This window comes from Streptomyces sp. NPDC054956 (assembly GCF_053609185.1).
The window spans coordinates 1-19,536 of record NZ_JBSGXB010000131.1 but is presented as its reverse complement, the minus strand read 5'-3'; the positions used below and the strand labels follow the sequence as shown (position 1 = coordinate 19,536).

General features: G+C 72.9%; 20 protein-coding genes. 15 read left to right on the top strand and 5 right to left on the bottom strand.

What is annotated here, in order from left to right; genetic code table 11:
* From ACWGDE_RS21060 to ACWGDE_RS21045, 4 genes are all read left to right on the top strand, one after another.
* On the top strand, positions 1 to 2,346 hold a 2,346-nt coding region (locus ACWGDE_RS21060; protein ID WP_453390524.1), incomplete at its 5' end, for a helix-hairpin-helix domain-containing protein.
* Positions 2,346 to 3,329 carry a DNA polymerase Y family protein gene (locus tag ACWGDE_RS21055; protein ID WP_453390523.1) on the top strand — a complete coding sequence of 328 codons (984 nt, stop codon included), beginning with the start codon at positions 2,346 to 2,348 and terminating at the stop codon, positions 3,327 to 3,329. The genes ACWGDE_RS21060 and ACWGDE_RS21055, both read left to right, overlap by 1 nt.
* Positions 3,330 to 3,462: 133 nt before the next feature.
* A complete protein-coding gene (locus ACWGDE_RS21050; RefSeq protein WP_453390522.1) occupies positions 3,463 to 4,221 on the top strand; it encodes a carbonic anhydrase in 759 nt (252 codons plus the stop codon).
* Between the two features lie 149 nt (positions 4,222 to 4,370).
* Complete coding sequence (locus ACWGDE_RS21045) at positions 4,371 to 6,656, top strand: HelD family protein (protein WP_453390521.1); 2,286 nt, start codon at positions 4,371 to 4,373, stop codon at positions 6,654 to 6,656.
* A 14-nt stretch (positions 6,657 to 6,670) separates the two neighbouring features.
* Here ACWGDE_RS21045 and ACWGDE_RS21040 read toward each other — a convergent pair whose 3' ends face one another.
* Positions 6,671 to 7,486 (bottom strand): bestrophin-like domain, encoded by an 816-nt coding sequence (locus ACWGDE_RS21040; RefSeq protein WP_453390520.1) that lies wholly within the window; start codon positions 7,484 to 7,486, stop codon positions 6,671 to 6,673.
* A gap of 340 nt (positions 7,487 to 7,826) precedes the next feature.
* On the opposite strand from ACWGDE_RS21040, the gene ACWGDE_RS21035 reads away from it, so the two are divergent.
* The 4 genes from ACWGDE_RS21035 (at position 7,827) to ACWGDE_RS21020 (ending at position 11,342) form a co-directional block, all read left to right on the top strand.
* Complete coding sequence (locus ACWGDE_RS21035; RefSeq protein WP_453390519.1) at positions 7,827 to 8,747, top strand: MurR/RpiR family transcriptional regulator; 921 nt, start codon at positions 7,827 to 7,829, stop codon at positions 8,745 to 8,747.
* Between the two features lie 312 nt (positions 8,748 to 9,059).
* Positions 9,060 to 9,449, top strand: a complete 390-nt coding sequence (locus ACWGDE_RS21030; RefSeq protein WP_453390518.1) for a hypothetical protein — start codon at positions 9,060 to 9,062, stop codon at positions 9,447 to 9,449.
* A 407-nt stretch (positions 9,450 to 9,856) separates the two neighbouring features.
* Complete coding sequence (locus tag ACWGDE_RS21025) at positions 9,857 to 10,342, top strand: hypothetical protein (RefSeq protein WP_453390517.1); 486 nt, start codon at positions 9,857 to 9,859, stop codon at positions 10,340 to 10,342.
* A gap of 151 nt (positions 10,343 to 10,493) precedes the next feature.
* Positions 10,494 to 11,342 carry an SDR family NAD(P)-dependent oxidoreductase gene (locus tag ACWGDE_RS21020; RefSeq protein WP_453390516.1) on the top strand — a complete coding sequence of 283 codons (849 nt, stop codon included), beginning with the start codon at positions 10,494 to 10,496 and terminating at the stop codon, positions 11,340 to 11,342.
* 2 nt (positions 11,343 to 11,344) lie between these two features.
* On the opposite strand, the gene ACWGDE_RS21015 is transcribed toward ACWGDE_RS21020, so the two are convergent.
* From ACWGDE_RS21015 to ACWGDE_RS21005, 3 genes are all read right to left on the bottom strand, one after another.
* Entirely contained in the window at positions 11,345 to 11,833 is a 489-nt protein-coding gene (locus tag ACWGDE_RS21015; RefSeq protein ID WP_453390515.1) for a peroxiredoxin family protein, read from the bottom strand.
* Positions 11,834 to 11,909: 76 nt separating this feature from the next.
* On the bottom strand, positions 11,910 to 12,185 hold the full coding sequence (locus tag ACWGDE_RS21010) for a PASTA domain-containing protein (RefSeq protein WP_453390514.1): 276 nt from the start codon (positions 12,183 to 12,185) through the stop codon (positions 11,910 to 11,912).
* Between the two features lie 120 nt (positions 12,186 to 12,305).
* Complete coding sequence (locus ACWGDE_RS21005) at positions 12,306 to 12,764, bottom strand: nuclear transport factor 2 family protein (RefSeq protein WP_453390513.1); 459 nt, start codon at positions 12,762 to 12,764, stop codon at positions 12,306 to 12,308.
* 120 nt (positions 12,765 to 12,884) lie between these two features.
* On the opposite strand from ACWGDE_RS21005, the gene ACWGDE_RS21000 reads away from it, so the two are divergent.
* On the top strand, positions 12,885 to 13,457 hold the full coding sequence (locus tag ACWGDE_RS21000; protein ID WP_453390512.1) for a TetR/AcrR family transcriptional regulator: 573 nt from the start codon (positions 12,885 to 12,887) through the stop codon (positions 13,455 to 13,457).
* 53 nt (positions 13,458 to 13,510) lie between these two features.
* Positions 13,511 to 14,227 (top strand): alpha/beta fold hydrolase, encoded by a 717-nt coding sequence (locus ACWGDE_RS20995; protein ID WP_453390511.1) that lies wholly within the window; start codon positions 13,511 to 13,513, stop codon positions 14,225 to 14,227.
* A gap of 85 nt (positions 14,228 to 14,312) precedes the next feature.
* On the opposite strand, the gene ACWGDE_RS20990 is transcribed toward ACWGDE_RS20995, so the two are convergent.
* Complete coding sequence (locus tag ACWGDE_RS20990) at positions 14,313 to 14,918, bottom strand: hypothetical protein (protein ID WP_453390510.1); 606 nt, start codon at positions 14,916 to 14,918, stop codon at positions 14,313 to 14,315.
* A gap of 123 nt (positions 14,919 to 15,041) precedes the next feature.
* On the opposite strand from ACWGDE_RS20990, the gene ACWGDE_RS20985 reads away from it, so the two are divergent.
* From ACWGDE_RS20985 to ACWGDE_RS20965, 5 genes are all read left to right on the top strand, one after another.
* Positions 15,042 to 15,713 carry a TetR/AcrR family transcriptional regulator gene (locus ACWGDE_RS20985; protein ID WP_453390509.1) on the top strand — a complete coding sequence of 224 codons (672 nt, stop codon included), beginning with the start codon at positions 15,042 to 15,044 and terminating at the stop codon, positions 15,711 to 15,713.
* Positions 15,710 to 16,621, top strand: a complete 912-nt coding sequence (locus ACWGDE_RS20980; RefSeq protein WP_453390508.1) for an SDR family oxidoreductase — start codon at positions 15,710 to 15,712, stop codon at positions 16,619 to 16,621. Before ACWGDE_RS20985 ends, ACWGDE_RS20980 begins: the two co-directional genes overlap by 4 nt.
* Positions 16,622 to 16,930: 309 nt before the next feature.
* On the top strand, positions 16,931 to 17,290 hold the full coding sequence (locus ACWGDE_RS20975) for a hypothetical protein (protein ID WP_453390507.1): 360 nt from the start codon (positions 16,931 to 16,933) through the stop codon (positions 17,288 to 17,290).
* 79 nt (positions 17,291 to 17,369) lie between these two features.
* A complete protein-coding gene (locus ACWGDE_RS20970; protein ID WP_453390506.1) occupies positions 17,370 to 17,954 on the top strand; it encodes a TetR/AcrR family transcriptional regulator in 585 nt (194 codons plus the stop codon).
* A gap of 72 nt (positions 17,955 to 18,026) precedes the next feature.
* Positions 18,027 to 19,418 carry an MFS transporter gene (locus ACWGDE_RS20965; RefSeq protein ID WP_453390505.1) on the top strand — a complete coding sequence of 464 codons (1,392 nt, stop codon included), beginning with the start codon at positions 18,027 to 18,029 and terminating at the stop codon, positions 19,416 to 19,418.
* The last annotated feature ends 118 nt before the right edge of the window (positions 19,419 to 19,536 follow it).

Sequence of the window (19,536 nt, the reverse complement as noted above, 5' to 3'; positions counted from 1 at the left end):
AGCATGGTCAACCACGCGCTCTTCATCGCCACGGCCGACCCCCTCGAACACCACCTGCTGTTCGAGCGCTTCCTCAGCGTCCGCAGGGCCTCGCTCCCCGACATCGACCTCGACGTGGAATCGGCCCGCCGGCTGGAGGTCTACGACAAGATCATCGAGCGGTTCGGCACCGAGCGGGTGGCGGTCGCCGGCATGCCGGAGACCTACCGGGCCCGCCACGCCCTGCGCGACACCGGCCTCGCCCTCGGCCTGGCCCCGCAGATCGTGGACCGGATCGCGAAGTCCTTCCCGCACATCCGGGCCTGCGACATCCGCGACGCGCTCACCACCCTGCCGGAACTCAAACAACTCGCCGCGGAGGCGGACTCGTTCGGGCCGCTGTGGGAACTCGCCGAGGGTCTGGACGCCCTGCCGCGCGGCTACGCCATGCACCCGTGCGGAGTGATCCTCTCCAACTCCGCCCTGCTGGACCGGCTGCCCGTGCAGCCGACCCCGGGCGGCCGCTACCCGATGGTCCAGGCTGACAAGTACGACGTCGAGGACCTCGGCCTCGTCAAACTGGACGTCCTGGGCGTGCGGATGCAGTCCGCGATGGCGCACGCCGTCGCCGAGATCCGCCGCACCACCGGCCGCCAGCTCGACCTCGACAACCCCGACCACGTCCGGCTGGACGACCCCGACGCGTTCGAACTCATCAGGCAGGCCCGGACCGTGGGGATGTTCCAGCTGGAGAGCCCCGGCCAGCAGGACCTCGTCGGGCGGCTCCAGCCGCGCGGAGTCCAGGACGTCATCGCCGACATCAGCCTGTTCCGGCCGGGCCCCGTCAAGGGCGGCATGCCCGCCCTCTACATCGCGGCCCGGCACGGCGCCGCGCCCCGCTACCCGCACCCCGACCTGGAGCCCGTACTCGCCGACACCTACGGCGTGACCATCTGGCACGAGCAGATCATCGACATCTTCGCGGTGATGACCGGCTGCGACCGGGCGCTGGGCGAGATCGCGCGCCGCGCCCTCGCCGGACCGGGCCGACTGCCCCGGGTGGAGGCGTGGTTCCGGCGGCAGGCGGGTGCCCGCGGCTACCGCCCGGAGGTCCTCGACGAGGTCTGGGAGATCGTCGCGGCGTTCGGCGCCTACGGGTTCTGCCGCGCGCACGCCGTGGCCTTCGCCGTGCCCGCGCTCCAGTCGGCCTGGCTCAAGGCCCACCATCCCGCGGCCCTCTACGCCGGACTGCTGGAGCACGATCCCGGGATGTGGCCGCCCCGGGTGATCGTCTCCGACGCACGGCGCCACGGCGTGCCGGTGCTGCCCGTGGACGTCAACCGCTCCGACGCCGGGCACCGCGTCGAGCGGACCCCGGAGGGTGCGTGGGGGGTGCGGCTCTCGCTGTCCTCGGTGAAGGGGATCACCGAGGAGCAGAGCGCGCGGATCGCGGCCCACCGGGCCTACGGCGGTCTGCAGGACTTCTGGGAGCGGGCCCGCCCCGCGCTGCCGGTCGCCGAGCGCCTGATCCGGATCGGAGCCCTCGACGCCCTGCGCGGGCCGCTCACCCGCCGCGACCTCCTGCTGCAGGTGTCCGAGCTCCACCGCCACACCCGGGCCCGCGCGGCCGACGGGCAACTGGCCCTCGGCGGCGAACTCGTCACCGCCGAACCGTCCGGCCTGCCGGAGATGACCAGCCGCGAGGCACTCACCGCCGAGATCGACGTCCTGTCCATCGACGTCTCCCAGCACCTGATGGAGCATCACCACCGCCTGCTCCGCGAGATCGGCGCCACCGACTCCGCGCACCTCGCGGAGATGAGCCCGGGCCGTCCGGTCCTCGTCGCGGGCGTCCGCGCCTCCACCCAGACGCCCCCGATCCCCTCGGGCAAGAGGATCATCTTCGTGACCCTGGAGGACGGCCGCGGGCTCGTCGACATCGCCTTCTTCGAGGACAGCCACGACGCCTGCGCCCACACGGTCTTCCACTCCGGACTGCTCCTGGTCCGCGGCACCGTCGAGGCCCGCGGCCCGCGCCGCACCGTCGTCGGCCAGATGGTCTGGAACCTGGAGGAGATCGCGGCCGCCCGCCGCGACCACGGTCCCGAAGCCGCCCTCGCCCTCCTCGGCCGCGCCGCTCCCGCCCCCACCCCGGCCCAGGGCCCCGATCAGGACCGCGACCGCGCCTCCGCCGACGGCGGCGCGCGTACCCCCGACGGTGCGCGTACCCCCGCCGAGGGCGCGCGCACCCTCGCGAACGGCACCAGCGGAGCACGCCTCCACCCGTACGCGGACCTGCAGCCCGCCGGCACCCGCGCCGCCGACCTCAAATCCCTCGGCTACACCAGCCCCGGATCGGCGGGGTGATGGCCACGAAACAGATCCTCCACGCCCGGTTCCACATCCCCCAGGCCGCCGACACCGGCCTCTACGGGCAGCTCCTCGACCTCGCCGCCGGCATCACCCCCCGCGTCCAGCCGATCCCGCCCGACTCCGCCGACCTCGACATCACCGGCGCCCTGCGCTACTGGCAGTGCGACGCCGAATCCCTGGCCGGCCTCCTGCGCATGCGTACCGTCGCCCTCCACGGCGTGCCGACGACCTGCGCCGTCGCGCCCAACCGCATGCTCGCGACGATGACGGCCGCCTCCACGCCGCTGGGCGCCGCCACCGTCCTCACCGAGGCGGAGGTCACCGGCTGGCTGCGGCCCCGTCCCGTCGCCGCCCTCCACGGAGTCGGCCCGGCCACCGCCGCCTCGCTGGCCGCGTACGGACTGCACACCATCGGGGACCTCGCCGACGCGCCCCTGCCCGCCCTGACCAGGATCTTCGGCTCGGCCACCGGCCGCGCCCTGCACACCCGCGCCCACGGCCTGGACCTGCGCCCGGTCGAGGCCCACCCGCTGCCCAAGTCCATCAGCGCGGGCCACACCTTCGACGCCGACTGCCTCGACGCGGACCAGCACCACCGCGCCCTGCTCGGCCTCGCCCACCGGCTCGGCGCCCGTCTGCGCGAAGAGGCCAGGGCGGCCGCCGGGCTCACCCTGACCGTCCGCTACGCCGACCGCACCACCTCCACCCGGACCCGGGCCCTGGCCGAACCCACCCATCACACCCGCCCGTTGACCGGCGCCGTCTACGAGCTGTACGGGCTCCTCGGCCTCCAGCGCGCCCGCGTACGCTCCTTCGACCTCCGGGCCGAGGCGCTGTGCCCCGCCTCCGAGGTCAGGCGGCAGCTCACCTTCGACGCGGCCGACGAGCAGGCGCTGGCCGTCGAGGCCGCCGCCGACCGCGCCCGAGCCCGCTACGGCCCCGACGCCGTCAAACCGGCGACCCTCGCCGCCGGTTAGCCGCAGCGGGCCCAGATTGTCCGGCACGGCCCTGCCGTCCGATCCATCCCTATCGAGCCGGGCTCCGGGTGGAAATCCGCCAATACCCGCTGGTAGAGACCCGGATGGTGAAGTGGAGGGATAACGTCCCCGAATGTCTTCGAACACACGGACGCCGTACGCCACTTCGACAACCCGCCGGACCCTCCTGCGCACGGCCCTCGCGGGCGGCGCGGCCGCCGGATCGGTCCTCGGTCTCGCCTCCGTCTTCCCGGCCTCCGCCGCTCCCGCCGAAACGGCGGAAGCCGGCATCGCGGGTGGCGCCCGTCCCGCCACCCCGGACGAGGCCCTGCGCCGCCTGACGGCCGGCAACCGGCGCTGGGCGACGTACTGCCAGCAGCACCCGCGCGAATCGCGTTCCGTACGCCTCCAAGTGGCCCGGGAGCAGCACCCCTTCGCCATCGTGCTGGGCTGCGTCGACTCCCGGGTGCCGCCGGAGCTCGTCTTCGACCAGGGGCTCGGCGACCTGCTGACCGTGCGCTCGGCGGGGGAGGTGCTGGACGAGGCGGTGCTCGGCAGCATCGCGTACGGGGTCCTGGAGCTGGACATCCCCCTGGTGCTGGTCCTCGGACACGAGTCGTGCGGGGCCGTCGGCGCCGCGGTCCACGCCGACGAGACGGGCACCGAACTGCCCGCGCACATCCAGTACTTGGCCGAGCAGATCCGGCCCTCCATCGACCACGGCCAGCAGGGCCCGGCGCGGATCGCCGCGACCATCGACGCCCACGCCCGCCGCACCCGGGCCCGGCTGGCGGCGGAGCCCGACATCGCGCGGAGGATAGCCACCGGCCGGCTGGCCGTGGCGGCCGCGCGCTACGACCTGCGCGACCAGAAGGTCCGCATGCTCCGGTAGGGCCCGAGCGAATAAATCCCGGAACGCAAAAAACACCCCGGACCAATTGAGGCCGGGGTGTTCTTCTGTGTATATTTGACGTTTCACATCTTCGCTGAGCGATGGCGTGAAGAAGCTTATGGGGACACCATATCGCGTCAGGAGTGGAATTGTCAACCGAAGAATTCCGGAATGAGCAGCAATTCATCACCGCTCTCTACGATCGCCTCGACGACCTGCGTGACGAGGCCGAACGGGCCGTACGCGGCGCCCTCGGCGCGGCCGGCAGCGGGTTCCAGGCGCGACTGGAGCGGGATGTCATGGTCGCCGAGCAGTCCGGTCTGCTTTCCGCTCTGAACTCGGGCGAGAACGGCCTGTGCTTCGGCAGGCTCGATTTCTCCGACGGCTCCGACCACCACATCGGCCGTATCGGAATCAGGCAGGACGACCGGGACCGCACCCCCCTCGTACTCGACTGGCGGGCCGATGTGGCGCGCCCGTTCTACCTCGCGACCGGCTATTCCCCCATGGGGCTGCGCCGGCGCCGTCACCTCACCACTCGGGGCCGCCGCGTCACGGCCCTGCACGACGAGATCCTCGACCTCGCCGACACCGAGCGCACGGGCCACGAGGGGGCCGACGCGGACGCCGTACTGCTCTCGGCGCTCGACGCCGCGCGCACCGGCCGGATGCACGACATCGTGCAGACCATCCAGGCCGAGCAGGACCGCGTCATCCGCTCCACCCACCGCGGGGTCCTGGTGGTGGAGGGCGGACCGGGCACCGGCAAGACCGCCGTCGCCCTGCACAGGGCCGCGTACCTCCTCTACGCGCACCGCGAACTGCTCGCCAAGCGCGGCGTGCTGATCGTCGGGCCGAACCCGGCCTTCCTCGGCTACATCGGCGAGGTCCTCCCGGCCCTCGGCGAGACCGGAGTGCTGCTCGCCACCCCGGGCGAGCTGTTCCCGGGCGTCCGCGCGACCGGCCGCGACCTGCCCGGCGCGGCGGCGGTCAAGGGGCGCGCGGAGATGGCCGCGGTCCTCGCGCGCGTCGTGGCCGACCGGCAGACGCTGCCCGAGACCGTGCCCGCCGGCAGCGGCGAGGACGCCGACGTGGTCCCCGAACCGGTCCTGGAGATCGACCACGACGACTACGGCACGCTGCTCCTCGACCGGACCATGGCCCACGAGGCCCGGGACCGGGCCCGCGCCACCGGACTGCCGCACAACCTGGCGCGCCCGTACTTCGCCTTCCGGATCATCGACGCGCTCACCGAGCAGCTCGCCGACCGGCTCGGCGCGGACCCCTACGGCGGTCCCAACCTGCTGGGACCGGACGACATCGCGCAACTGGGCAAGGAGATCGCGACCAGCGCCGAGGTGCACGCCGCCATCGACACGCTGTGGCCTTCGCTCACGCCCCGGCGGCTGATCGCCGACTACCTCGCCGATCCCACGCACCTCCCCGAGCGGGAAGCCGGGCTGATCCGGCGTACGACGACGTGCGAAGCGGACTGGACACCGGCGGACGTACCGCTGCTCGACGAGGCCGCCGAGCTGCTCGGGGTCGACGACACCGCGCGGCGCGCCGCCGAGGAGCGCGAGCGCCTGGAGCGCGTCGCGTACGCGCAGGGCGTCCTGGACCTGTCGGCGGGCTCGGAGAGCTTCGAGTTCGAGGACATGGAGAACGAGTTCCTCGCGGCCCACGACATCATCGACGCGGAGCGCATGGCCGAACGCCAGGAGGAGGACGACCACCGCAGCGCGGCCGAACGGGCCGCCGCCGACCGGACCTGGGCCTTCGGGCACGTCATCGTGGACGAGGCGCAGGAGCTCTCGGCCATGGCGTGGCGGCTCCTGATGCGGCGCTGCCCGACCCGTTCCATGACCCTGGTGGGCGACCCGGCCCAGACCGGCGACGAGGCCGGCTGCGGATCGTGGCAGCAGATCCTCGCCCCGTACGTCGAGAGCCGCTGGGAGCTGGTCCGCCTCGGCGTCAACTACCGCACCCCGGCCGAGATCATGGACGTCGCGGCCGCCGTGCTCCGGGCCCGTCACCCCGGCTTCGAGCCGCCGAGCTCGATCCGCTCCACGGGACGGCGGCCCTGGGTGCGGCGTACCGACGACCTGGCCGCCGCGCTCGCCGAAGCGGTACGGGACTGCGCCCCCGCGGAGGGACGCCTCGCGGTGATCGCCCCGCGCCCGCTGCACGAGGAGCTGGCGGCCGCGCTGCCCGGCGTACGGGCGGGGGAGGAGCCCGACCTCACGCGCCCGGTCGTCCTGCTGGAACCGCGCCAGGCCAAGGGGCTGGAGTTCGACACGGTGCTCGTCGTGGAACCGGCGGACCACGAGCCCAGCGACCTCTACGTGGCCCTGACGCGCGCCACCCAGACCCTGGGGGTGCTGCACACGGGCCGGCTTCCGGAGGGCCTGGGCACAGAACCGTACCCGGGCTGACGGTGCGGACGGGCCTACGAGCCGCCGCGCGGCGGCTCGGCCCGGCCCCGCTCGTCGCAGGGGATCTGCTCCGCCTTGTAGTCGGCCACGAAGTCCCGGGCCGTCTCCTCCTTGGTCTCGGCCATCAGGGTGGGCTTCACGACGATCACCCCGCCGAAGGGGCGGTCCACGTCCCGGATGATGAGCAGGGTCGCGGTCAGCAGGGCGGTGACGACCACCAGGGCGGCGAGCGGTCCCTTGTTGTCCGTGCGGGGCAGGCACAGGCCGAGGCCGACCACCGTCACCCCGAGGTTGACCAGCATGAACCAGTAGATCAAGGACGGGATGGTCGGGGTGGATTCGGCCATCCTGGCCTGCCGGGCCAGGGACCGCTGGTTGTCCGCGGCGACCAGCAGCCCGAACGTGGGATCGCCCGTGCCCAGTTCCTTGAACGCCTTGCGGAAGTCCCTGCTCCACACGCTGGGCACCGAAGAGCCCTTACCGGTGGCCATGGCCGGCCATTCCTCGTACTCGACGGCGCGTGCGTAGCAGAGGGCGTCGCCGCGCAGCCGCCGGCGCAGCTCCGGGGGCGCGAAGTCGGCCACCTCCGCGAGGTGGTCCAGCGAGTGCGCCTCCGCCCGCGCGGCGTCGTCGGCCCGCCCGTTGGAACTGGAGGCGGTGACGAGCATGAAGGCCAGGATCAGGATCGTCAGGGTCAGCAACGGCCCGACGAGGTCGCGCACGCCCATGCCCTCGGCGTCGGCGCCCTTCATCAGCCGGGGGCGCAGGAACTTGTTCGCGGCGATTCCGGCGGCCAGCGCGAGGACGGCGACGACGAGGGTGATGGTCACGGCCCGATCCTCGTGTCCGCGCCCGCCGCCGCCCGCCGGCAGTGCCCGACCGCCACCCGCAAGAGTGATCGCGCATCGCCGTTCGGCAGATGCCCCGGCCCGGATCGGGCAGCCGCCCCGGGCGCGGGGCCGGTCGGGCTGGGCGGCGCGTGTTCCGCTGCGCCAACCCCCGCGCGCACTCGTGCCGCTGCTCCTCGACGGCCGCGCCGGTGCCGGCTCACGACGGCCGCGCCGGTACCGGGTTGCTGACGGTTCGTGACCCGGAGCACAAGCGCGCTGGTCAGCCGGATGCCGTGGGTTATGTTGGGGTGACGGAGCGGCACGACAGGGAGGACCGACGGTGTCATCGGGGCAGCAGCAGGCGCGTGCACAGGCGGCCGCGATCACGCCGAGCGGGGAGGCCGCCGCATACGAGCGCGCCCCGGCCGACCGGGTCCGGGCACTGTTCGACGGGCATCCGCTCTCCCCGGGCCAGCGGCGCATCGCCCAGTACCTCGTCGACCACCTCACCGAGGCGGCGTTCCTCTCGATCACCGAACTCGCCGAACGGGCCGGGGTGAGCCAGCCGTCCGTGACCCGGTTCGCGGCCGCCCTCGGGTTCAGCGGCTATCCGGCCCTGCGCGACGTGCTCCAGCCGATCGCGCTCAGTGCGGTGGCCGGCGCCCCGGACAGCCCGGAACAGACCCGTCGCAACGAACTGCAGGCCGCCGTCGACGCCGAGATCGAGAACCTGCGCAACGTGCGCAGGCTGCTCGCCGACACCAACCAGGTGCTCGACATCGGCCGCGAGCTGGCCCGCTCGGTGCCGCTGACCGTGCTCGGGCTGCGGATCTCGGTCTCCCTGGCGGAGTACTTCGCGTACGCGGCCCGCCGCATCCACCCCGACGTACGCCTGGTGACGGGCGGCGGCAGCGTGGCCTACGACGCGCTGCTGCAGGCCAGGGCGGCGGGCGGCAGCTGGGTACTGGCCTTCGCCATGCCCCGGCACGCCAAGGAGACCCTGGCGGCGCTGCGGGTCGCGCGCAGCGCGGGGCTGCGGATCGCGCTGATCACGGACGGCACGCTGGGCCCGCTGGTGGACGAGGCGGACGTGGCACTCACGGCCGGCACCGGTTCGCGGCTGGTCTTCGACTCCTACGCGGCACCGGGCGTGCTCTCGGCCGCGCTGCTCCAGGCGATGTCCGACGCGGATCCCGAGCGGACGCAGGCGCGGCTCGAAAGCTACGAGCAGGCCGCCGACCAGCACGGATTCTTCCTCTAAGAGGTCTTCGCGCTTCGATCGAGGGGCCATATTCATACCCAGCGCGGGCATGAATATTTTCATACACTTGCTTACTCAACGGTATATATGTTTACTGATGCCCGGCGCGGTCATCCGTGAAGACGCCAGGAGGGCGACCCCAAGCCCTCCCACAACAGACACCCGGTGCGACGCACTCCTCCTCACGTCGCACCAGGCGTTCGTCCGGCCTCCGGAGCCCGCAGTGCCCCTGCGGCCTCGGCCAACCCCTGGGCCGAGGCCGCCCCCGGCAAGTTCTCGATCACAGTTCGACACCTTGTGGAAGCGGCAGGAATGTCACAGACGACACTCACCACGCACAGCCCGGACTGGCCCACGCAGGTCAAGCGCCCCGGGAACCACGACTGGGAGCGCACGGCCACACGATGGCTGCGCGACCTGGTTCCGGCCCGCTACGCCGGCTACGCGACCTTGACCCGCAGCCCCGTACTCCTCGCGCGCCATGCCCAGCTCCAGGTGCAGCACGAGATGCGCGCCGTACGCGTGGCCCTGGAGACCAGCCGTGCCGAACTCCCCGCCCTCGGGGTGGCCGAGGCGGTCATCGAGACCTCGATCAGGATGTACGCCGGGGAGCTGCGCCAGCTCGCCCGGCTGGCCCGGGCCATCCGCCTCGTCGGCGACGCCCTCGCCCACGGCGCCGCCCAGGGAGCCCGCGGGCGCTGAGCCCCGCCGATGCCGATGCCGATGCTGATGCCGACGCGGATCCCGGGACCACCGGGCCGCCCCGCTGCCTCCGCCCGAGCGCGGAGAACGCGACAATCGCCGCTCCCGTGACCGGCTGTCCCGGTGCGCACCTCTTCGGCCAGTTTTGTCGGCCCCGGCCGCGGCCGTGACGGCGGCTGCCCCGGCGGGACCCGTGGAGGCCCGCCGGTCCCGTCGTGGCGGCGGTGCCGGCCGGTGCCGTGATCAGGCCAGCCGGCGCCCGGGGCGCAGACCCGTGGCACGTGCATCGAATTTGCCACCGTCACATCCGCACCCTCGACGGCCGTCCACCCGGACTTGTTGAGTCATGTCGTGGTTCAGCGCGATTCGCGAACTGAACCGTCTGTCATCCCTTTCGAGGAGACTTCATGCGCATGATTCGACCCGCCCTCGCCCTCGGCGCCACCGCCCTCGCCCTGGCGACGGCCGCCGCCGGCCCGGCCTCGGCCGCCGAGCCGGCGCCCGTACCGGCGCCCAAGACCCCCAAGTTCTGCGCGTACATCGTCGACACCGGCGAGGGCGGCTGCTTCACGACCAAGGCCCAGGCCGCCGAACTGGGCGCACAGGCCGATTACAAGGACCTCGGGCGGATCTGGAGCGACGCCAACTCCGGCGGCAGCGAGTTCACGTTCCGGGGGAGCGTCGGATGCAACTGGCGCTACCCCGAGTTCAACGACCTCGGCAAGTGGGGCTGGAACGACACCGTGAGCTCGGCCCAGGGCATCACCTGCCCGATCACCCTGTGGGAGCACAAGGACTTCCGCGGCGCCCACCAGACGTACTACGGCTACAACGCCTATGTCGGCGACGGCATGAACGACAAGGCCACCTCGGTCAGTTTCGACGTCCGCTGAACCTCCACGGTCGCGGTGGCCGTCGTAGCCGACGCCCCGTAGACCCGTCGACCGGCTGATCCGCCGGCTGCCGGCCTGCCGTCCGCGCCCGCGGTGCGCGTACGGTGGCCGGCAGCGCGACGTACGCCACCACGACGAGGGGGGAAGCACCGTGAACGCGGTCGACTACCGGGGCCAGACCACACTGATCACGGGGGCCAGCTCCGGCCTCGGCGAGGAGTTCGCGCGCCGGCTCGCCGCCCGCGGCAGCGACCTCGTCCTCGTCGCCCGCCGCGAGGACCGGCTGCGGCGACTGGCCGCCGAACTCTCGGCCGAGTACGGGGTCCAGGTCACGCCCGTGCCGATGGACCTCGGCGCGGACCGCGTGGGCGAACTGCTCGCCGCCGAGGTCGCGCGGCTCGGCATCACGGTCACCGGAGTGGTCAACAACGCCGGATTCGGCACCTTCGGGCCCCTCCACCTCGAGGACCCCGAGCGGCTGCGCCAGGAACTCGCCGTCAACGTGGGCGCGGTGGTCGACATCAGCCGCGCCTTCATCGGGCCGCTGCGCGCCCACGGCAAGGGCATCCTCGTCAACGTCGCCAGCATGGGCGCCTACCAGCCCATTCCCCACATGGCCGTCTACGGCGCCACCAAGGCCTTCGTACTGAGCTTCACCGAAGCCCTCTGGTACGAGTCCCGCGGCACCGGACTGCGCGTGCTCGCCCTCTCGCCCGGGGCGACGAGGACGGAGTTCTTCGACACGTTGGGCAACCAGGACGTCAACGCCGGCACCAGGTTCCAGACCTGCGAGGACGTGGTCCTCACGACGCTCAAGGCGCTCGACCGCAGGAACCCGGGCCCCAGCGTCATCTCCGGCGCCCTCAACCGGATGATGGCAGTCGGCGGCCGCCTCCTGAGCCGCCGCCGACTGGTCAACTCCGTGGGCCGCCTCATGCCCTCGCCCGAGGCCCGGGCCGGGGCCGAGGGTACCGGAGCCGCCGCGGGCACCGCCGCCTGAACTCAGCCCGCGGCCGTGACGCCGACCAGCTGCTCCGCGATGACCTCGGCGGACGGGAACCGCATCCCGAGCGTGCTCACGTGCTTCCAGTGCAGGGTGCCGTCCGGCGCGATGACGAAGACCGCCCGCCGCAGACCGATCACCGGCGCGGCGATGCCCAGCGCGCGGGCCACCTCGCGGTCGGTGTCGGCGAGCAGCGGCATCCGCAGGCCACGGGCCCGGGCGAAGGCCTCGTGGCTGTCCACGCCCTGCGGGCTGATGCCCCACACCTGGGCACCGCAGGCGGCGAGCGCCTCCAGGCCGTCGGAGTACGAGCACAACTGCGCGGTGCACACGGGGGTGTTGTCGCCGGGGTAGAAGGCGAGAACGACCGGGTTCCCGCGCTGCTCGCCGAGCGCGTACTCGGCCCGTACGAAGCCGTCTTCGGTGAGCTGTCCGCCGGGGAGCGAGAAATCGCCCACGACGTCGCCCACGTCCGGGATTCGGGTCACGATGGCCGCACCTCTCTGTTGTCGAGGGGCGTACGGTACCCGGTCGCGCCCGCCGCGTCGCCGGGCGGGACCGCCTTCAGGGGGACGGCGGGCGTGGTGGCCCGGGCTCGCCGCCGGGCACTTCCTCGAACTCGATCGCCAGGGAGCCCCGGCGGCGCATCCGGGATCCGGGTGCGGGGTGCTGGGCGGTGACCACCCACACTCCCGGCCACGTCAGTGCCCCCAGCGGAGGCCCGTCCGGATCGGCGGCGGAGATGACCACGCCCGCATCCCACGCGACCTTCCGCGCCTCGGTGACGGCCAGCCCGACCACGTCGGGAACCGTGACCTCGTCGGCCGTGCTCGGACCCATCCAGCTCATGCGACCCCCCGACGGTCAGCATCCCGCCGATCTCCGCCGGAGGAAAGACCTCGGCCGGAGCCGGCCGGGAGGACGTGAACGGTCGAGGTCCCGGCATCGGGCCCTCGGCTCCTACGCGTCGCCGCCTTCCAGTGCCGCCACCAGCTGGGGCAGGTTGCCGCCGGCCACGATCAGGGCGAGGTGGTCGTGGTAGTCCCGGCTGCTGACGATCAGGCCGTCGCGGACCCGCAGCACCTGGATGTTGGAGGCCTCGAACTTCCGCCCGGTCGACCGGTGGTGCACGTGGTAGTCGAACTCGGCGACGACCACCTCCGCGTCATCGGTCTCCCGGACGACCACGTTCGCCGGGGTCAGCTCCACGGGCGAACTCGCGGCGACCAGGGCGAACCGCTCCCCGAGCGCGGCCCGGCCCTGGATCCGGCGCGGACCGACGGGCTCGAAGACCGTCTCCACCACGGCGTCCTCGGCGTAGAGCTCGGCCAGTTCCGTGAACCGTCCGGCGCCGATGCGATCGATGAGCTCCTGGAAGACCTCGCGCGGTGACAGTGCTTCGGATGGTGTTTCGGGCATGCCGGACCTCCGGTGGGCTCCATGGATAGAATCGGACTGGAAACTCCGTTTTCACGATACGGACTGGGTAGTCCGGTTGTCCAGAGGGTCGCGGGCGGCGGCGAAAGGGCGGTAACAGGGATGGGTGACGCTTCGGAGCGCCCGTTGCGGGCGGACGCGGCCCGCAACCGGGCCAGGCTGCTGGACGTGGCCACGGAGGTGTTCACCACCCGCGGCGTCGGCGTGCCGACCGAGGAGATCGCCCGGACCGCCGGGGTCGGAGTCGGAACGCTCTTCAGGCACTTCCCGACCAAGGAGGCCCTCCTGGAGGCGGTGATGGTGCGCAGGCTGGAGGAGATGGCGGCCCGGACGGCGCGGCTGGCCGCGGAGGCGGGGCCCGCCGAAGCCTTCTTCGCCTGCTTCCGCCTGGTGGTGGAGGAGTCGGAGGGGAAGAACGAGTTCGTCCGGGCCCTCGCCGAGGCGGGAGTGGACGTACACGCGTCCCTGCGCGAGGCCACCACGGAGATCCAGACCCGGCTGGCCGGTCTGCTGGCCGGGGCGCAAGAGGCCGGGGCGGTCCGACCGGAGCTCGGCCTGCCGGAGTTCATCGCCCTCCTGGCCGGCACCGGCAGGGCGATGGAGCAGCTCGGCGCGGACCCGGCGCCGCGGGAGCGCGTCTTCGAGGTGGTCTTCGACGGGCTGCGGCCGCGCTGATCTCCGAGAGTATTTTCTCGGAGATCGTCGGGCCGCCCGGCTACGGTGCGGGCATGGTGAATTTCGTGCTGGTTGCAGGTGCACGGCTCGGGGCGTGGGCGTGGGGCGAGGTGGTGCCGTATCTGCGTGCGGCCGGCCACGGCGTCCATCCGTTGACGCTGTCCGGTCTCGCCGACAAGCGGGGTGTACCGGCGGGGCAGGCGACCCACGTCCAGGACATCGTTGCCGAGGTGGAACGCCGGGGTCTGCGTGACGTGGTCCTGGTGGGTCACAGCTACTCGGGCATCCCGGTCGGTCAGGCCGCGGAGCGGATCGGTGACCGACTGGCCCGCGTGGTGTTCGTCGACTCAAGTGTTCCAACTGACGGCGAGTCGTTCGTCTCCGCCCGGCCGGACGGCGGGGCGGCGGTGGAGGCGTCGATCGCCGAGAACGGAGGGTTCTGGCCGCTCGCGCCGGCTGCTCACTACGACGGCGAGGGCCTCACCGATGAGCAGATCGCACGCCTCGTGCGTGGCTCGACGCCCCACCCGGGTGCCACGCTGACCGAGCCCGCCGTGCTGACGGGGCCGCTCGGTGAACTTCCGGCGACATACGTCCTGTGCGTGATGCCGGGGACCGGGCCCGATGACGCCGAGCCCGGCGAAGATGTGGCCGAGCTGCTGAACAGTGAGCGCTGGCGACTGGCCACGATGGACACCGGCCATTGGCCGATGTTCTCCCAGCCGCGCGAGCTGGCGCAGATTCTCCTCAATGCCGCCGAGAGCTCTTGAGGCGGTTGATCCCGCACATCAACTGCCGCCGGGACCGGACGGGCGGCCGCCCCGCCTTCGTCCCCGCAGGCATTCGATACATGGCTCAGTACGGCCCGCCGCGGAAGTACGTGGCCCGCGAGGGGCGGGGGCGGTCGCCGCGTTCGTGCGCGGCGTCGGAGCGGTCGGCGGGGGAGAGGCGCGGGGCCAGGGCGCGCAGCGTGTCCAGGCCGGCCAGGACCTCGGAGCGGTTGCCCGAGACCTTCATCCAGGCGGGCAGTCGCGGGAACATCGCCCGTGTCGGGCTCCAGGCCCCGCGTTCGCGCAACCGGGCGCCGACGTAGGCGGCCAGCTCGTCGACGTGCTCCTCGTTGTAGGCCCAGAGGACGTGGCCGGCGCAACGGGTCTGCAGCCACAGGGGCCGCCGGAAGAAGGGGTCCTCGGTGCCGCCCAGGGTCACGCCCCGCAGCCCGTTCCCTTCTGCCTCGGGCTCCCATTCGGCGAGGGCGCCGCAGTGGGAGCAGATCAGCCGACGGGGCCGGAACAGCAGCTCGGTGTAGTACGCGAGCGCGGGAAGACCGGGCCGGGGCGTGACCAACGCACGGCCGCCGCAGCGCGGGCAGGCCACGAGGACGCGCTCGGCGAAGCGGTCCAGGGCCATGCCCGGGTCGCGGTGTCGGGACGGCTCGGCGGCGGGCGGGTCGGAGTCCATGACGGCCACGATGCCAGAGCGGCGCGACGGCGCCCGGCCGGGCGCGGGGTGGAACCGGACTTGTCGTCGTGGGGATCGGGCGCTTTAATAAATGAACAGGCATTTATTAATGAGGGAGCAGTCGTGGCGGGTCGTCCCCGGGGGATCGAGGATGCGGTGATCCTGAGTGCGGCGGCTCGGGTCATGGGCCGGGTGGGGCCCACGGGGCTGACGCTGGCCGTCGTGGCACGTGAGGTGGGGCTGGTGCCCGGCACTCTGGTGCAGCGGTTCGGGTCCAAGCGCGGCCTGCTCCTGGCGCTCGCCGAGCGGTCGGCGAAGGAGGCGGGCGAGCTGGCCGGGCGGGTGCGCGGGGCGCACGGATCGGCGCTCGGGGCCCTGGTGGAGCTGACGGTGGAATCGGCGGCCGTGATGGCCACACCGGAGACCTTCGCCAATCATCTGGCCTTCCTGTGCTCGGACCTCGCGGATCCGGAGCTCCACGAGCACGCCCTGGCCGTTCACCGCGCTCAGGGCCGGGCGATCGGGGAACTGCTGGCGGAGGCCGTCGCGGCGGGCGAACTCCGCATCGGAACCGATGTGGCGACGCTGGCCCGCACCGTGCAGACGGTCATCGCCGGAGCGGGCCTGACCTGGGCGCTCGAACGCGAGGGCACCCTCGCGCAGCGGCTCCGGGAGGAGCTCGACACCGCATTGGCCTCACATCTGCCGGACCGCCCGGATCTCGCGGATCGCCCGGCTCTCGCGGATCGCCCGCAGCTCCCGTACCGGCACGGCCACGACCAGGAGGAATCATGACGACCGACGCACGACCGCTGGCCGGGAAGGTGGCCCTGGTGGCCGGCGGCACCCGGGGCGGCGGCCGGGGGATCGCGGTGGAACTCGGCGCCGCCGGCGCCACGGTGTACGTCACGGGCCGCAGCACCGACGCCGGCCGCTCGGACCTCGACCGACCGGAAACCATCGAGGAGACGGCCGCGCGGGTGACCGCCGCGGGCGGAGTCGGCATCCCCGCCCGCACCGACCACAGCCGTCCCGACGAGGTCCGCGCGCTGGTCGGGCGGATCGCCGCCGAGCAGGAGGGCCGGCTCGACGTCCTGGTCAACTCGGTATGGGGCGGAGACCCGCTGACCGACTGGGAACACCCGCTGTGGGAGCAGGACTTGGAGACCGGTCTGCGGCTGGTGCGGCAGGCGGTCGAGACCCACGTGATCACCAGCAGGTACGCGCTGCCGCTGATGGTCGCCCGCAGGAGCGGGCTGGTCGTGGAGGTCACCGACGGCAACACCGCCCGCTACCGCGGCTCCTTCTTCTACGACCTGGCGAAGTCCTCGGTGATCCGCCTCGCCGTCGCCCAGGCGGCCGAGCTGCGGCCCCACGGCGTCGCGGCCGTGGCCGTCACGCCCGGCTTCCTGCGCTCGGAGGCCGTGTTGGAGCACTTCGGAGTCACGGAGGCCAACTGGCGCGACGCCGCGGCCAAGGACCCGGACTTCGCCCAGTCCGAATCCCCCGCCTACGTGGGGCGGGCGGTCGCCGCACTGGCCGCCGACCCGCAGATCATGGCCAAGACCGGTCGGGCGCTGGCCACTTGGGGCCTGTACCGGGAGTACGGGTTCACCGACGCCGACGGCGCGCAGCCGGACTTCGCCGCGCACTGGGCGAAGAATCTGGAGGAGGCGCACGGGCCCCTGGGGGACCCGCTGTGACCACCACCGGCGTGGGGCCGAACGGCCCCCGCCGGCGGGGGCGTGGACGGGCCATCCGCATGGTGAGATGGGCCGTCGCGCGGTGGCGGGCGCGTGCCAGACTCTGCCGCGTGTCGTGCCGGCTGATTATTGGCAACGGCGTGCCGGCCCCGAGCTGACCGCGATGACCCCGGCAGCTCACCGCCCGCACGCAGACCTCTCGCATCCGCGAGGGGTCTTCTTGCTTTCCGGGACCGGGCGCGGTCCCGCCCTGCGACCTTCTCACCCCGGCCGGCAAAGCCCCCGCCCCAGGACAGGAGCCCACCACTCATGACCCGCAGCGATGTTCTCCCCGCCGTCTCCACCACCCCTGCCGTCCCCGCAGCCGCAGCCGCAGCCGCAGCCGCTGCCGTCCCCGCCCTGCGTACCGCACGCGGCGGCGACACGGCCTGCCACGCCCTGACCGTCACCGTCCAGGACGGCGGCCACGCCCTCACCCGCATCTCCGCGATGCTCAACAACCTCTCCGTCAGGGCGCTTTCCTTCAGGGCCTCCGAAGGCGGCGGCCTCGCGGTGTGCGAGATCGTCGTTCCCGTCACCGATTCGCCCCGGGCCCAGGCCAAGCTCCTGCGCTGCGTGGACGTCGTCGGGCTCACGGCCCGCCCGGCACCGGACCTCCCGGTCGGCTGAGCCCCCCGTCGCGCGGCTCAGGAGGGTCTTCGAGCGCTTTACTTGACTGACCGTTCCAATATCCCGTACAGTCTTCCACGTGGCCAGGACCAAGGAATTCGATCCGGAAGCCGCGCTGCAGGCAGCCATGGAGCTGTTCTGGCAGCGCGGGTACGAGGCGACGTCGATGGCGGACCTCGTCGAGCGACTCGGCATCGGACGCGCCAGCATCTACGCCACCTTCGGCAACAAGCACGAGCTCTACCTGAAGGCGCTGGACCGCTACAACGAGAACCGCGACCCGGTCCTGTTGGGCGAGCTGTCCCGGCCGGGTCCGGCACTGCCGGCCGTACGGGCGGTCGTACGCCGCTTCGCCATCGAGGCGAGCTCGGACGGCCAGCGGCTGACCGGCTGCTTCGTGACCAATACGGCCGCCGAGCTGGGGGCGTGCGACCCGGTGTCGGCCCGCAGGGTCGAGGCGAGCTGGAACTACATCGAGACCCTGCTCCACTCGGCGCTGGCCCGGGCCCAGGCGCAGGGCGAGCTGCCCGCGGACCGCGATCCGCGCACGCTGGCCCGGATGCTGCTGGTTCTCATGCAGGGCCTCCGGGTCGTCGGCAAGGCGTCGGACGACCCGGCCCGGGTCCGGGACGCCGCCGAACAGGCCCTCGCGCTGCTCGACTGAACGGCACCTCCCTCCGGGGAGGTTTCTTTATCACTTCATTCTGGAATGTACGATCTAGTTCAGGGGGAGAAAATGAGCGTCACCCAAGCCGAGAACACCACGGCCGCGACCGCACCCGCGACGACCGGAACCCGAGCGGCGGGCCGTACCATCGCCACCGGCCCCGCCTTCGCACTGCTCGGCACCGTCCAGATGTCGCTGATCTTCGCGCTCACCTCGCTCGTCGTACCGCTGCCCACCATCGGCCGCGAGTTCTCCCTGGCCCGCGACGACCTGATCCTGCTCAGCGCCGCCTACGGACTGACCTTCGCCGGCCTCCTGCTCTTCGGCGGCCGCCTCGCCGACCGCTTCGGCGGCCGCCGCGTACTGAGCGCCGGACTGCTGGTGTTCGCCGTGGCCTCCCTCGCCGCACCGCTCGCCCAGGGCCCCGGCCTGCTGCTCACCGCCCGGTTCGCCCAGGGCGTGGGCGCGGCGCTCACCGCGCCGGCCGCCATGGCCGTCCTGCGCGCGGTCTTCCCGCACCCCGCCGCGTACGGGAGGGCGATGGCCACCTGGGGCGGCCTCTCGGTCCTCGGCGCGACCGCCGGGAACCTGCTCTCCGGGGTGATCTCCGCACTGGCCGGCTGGCGGCTCTCCTTCGCCGTCCCCGTCGCGGTGGCCGTCACCGCCCTCGCCCTCGCCCCGCGGCTGCTGCCCGCCACCCCGGCGGGTGCGGGCCGCTCGCTGGACCTGCCGGGCGCACTGCTGGCCACCGCCGGAATCAGCCTGGCCAGCTACGGCCTCGTCCTGACCGACGCCCACTCCTGGGGGTCGAGCACCGTCCTGGTCTCCCTGCTCGCGGCGGCCGCTCTCCTCCTGACCTTCCCCCTCGTGGAGCGCCGTGCCCGCGACCCGCTGCTCCCGCTCGGATTCCTCCGCGACCGGCGCCGGGCCCTGGCCCTCTCGGCCATCGGCCTGACCGCCGCCGGCACGGCCACGACGTTCGTCCTCCTCTCCCTCCACCTCCAGCAGGAACTCGGCTGGTCGGCGCTGCGCACCTCCGCCGCCTTCGTCCCCTTCGCCGTGGTCCTGCTCGCAGCGGGCCGGGTGGCGGGACCCCTCGTCGCCCGGTACGGGGCGCCGCTCGTCAGCACGGCCGGGCTCGTGACCGCCGCGGCCGGCCTCGCACTCCTCGCACTCACCGGCCTGACCACGGGCATCCCGTACGCCTACGGCCTGCTCCCCGGCCTGATCCTGCTCCCGGCCGGCGCCGCCGCGGCCTTCGCCGGCGCCGCGGTGCTCGCCACCGACGGGGTGGAGCCGCACCAGGCGGGACTCGCGGGCGGCGTCATGAACACCGCGATGGAACTCGGCCCGACGGTCGTCTTCGCCGCCGTGCTCTCCCTGGGCTCCGACACGATCTCGCTCGCCGTCTCGGCAGTCGCCTTCGCGGCGGTCGCCTTCCTCAACAACCGGGTCAAGTAGCCGCTGACGGCGGCCGGTCCCCACGGGCCGGCCGCCGCGATCGTTCACCGTCCACTCACCGGACACCACTCACGAACAAGGGATTCGCCACCATGTCCGCACGTTACACCGGCAAGAG

What these genes read in the sequence shown, in the direction of transcription:
- ACWGDE_RS21055 (WP_453390523.1), top strand. Translation starts at nt 2,346, where the DNA reads ATGGCCACGAAACAGATCCTCCACGCCCGGTTCCACATCCCCCAGGCC.
- ACWGDE_RS21050 (WP_453390522.1), top strand. Translation starts at nt 3,463, where the DNA reads ATGTCTTCGAACACACGGACGCCGTACGCCACTTCGACAACCCGCCGG.
- ACWGDE_RS21030 (WP_453390518.1), top strand. Translation starts at nt 9,060, where the DNA reads ATGTCACAGACGACACTCACCACGCACAGCCCGGACTGGCCCACGCAG.
- ACWGDE_RS21025 (WP_453390517.1), top strand. Translation starts at nt 9,857, where the DNA reads ATGCGCATGATTCGACCCGCCCTCGCCCTCGGCGCCACCGCCCTCGCC.
- ACWGDE_RS21010 (WP_453390514.1), bottom strand. Translation starts at nt 12,185, where the DNA reads ATGGGTCCGAGCACGGCCGACGAGGTCACGGTTCCCGACGTGGTCGGG.
- ACWGDE_RS21005 (WP_453390513.1), bottom strand. Translation starts at nt 12,764, where the DNA reads ATGCCCGAAACACCATCCGAAGCACTGTCACCGCGCGAGGTCTTCCAG.
- ACWGDE_RS21000 (WP_453390512.1), top strand. Translation starts at nt 12,885, where the DNA reads ATGGGTGACGCTTCGGAGCGCCCGTTGCGGGCGGACGCGGCCCGCAAC.
- ACWGDE_RS20995 (WP_453390511.1), top strand. Translation starts at nt 13,511, where the DNA reads ATGGTGAATTTCGTGCTGGTTGCAGGTGCACGGCTCGGGGCGTGGGCG.
- ACWGDE_RS20990 (WP_453390510.1), bottom strand. Translation starts at nt 14,918, where the DNA reads ATGGACTCCGACCCGCCCGCCGCCGAGCCGTCCCGACACCGCGACCCG.
- ACWGDE_RS20980 (WP_453390508.1), top strand. Translation starts at nt 15,710, where the DNA reads ATGACGACCGACGCACGACCGCTGGCCGGGAAGGTGGCCCTGGTGGCC.
- ACWGDE_RS20975 (WP_453390507.1), top strand. Translation starts at nt 16,931, where the DNA reads ATGACCCGCAGCGATGTTCTCCCCGCCGTCTCCACCACCCCTGCCGTC.
- ACWGDE_RS20965 (WP_453390505.1), top strand. Translation starts at nt 18,027, where the DNA reads ATGAGCGTCACCCAAGCCGAGAACACCACGGCCGCGACCGCACCCGCG.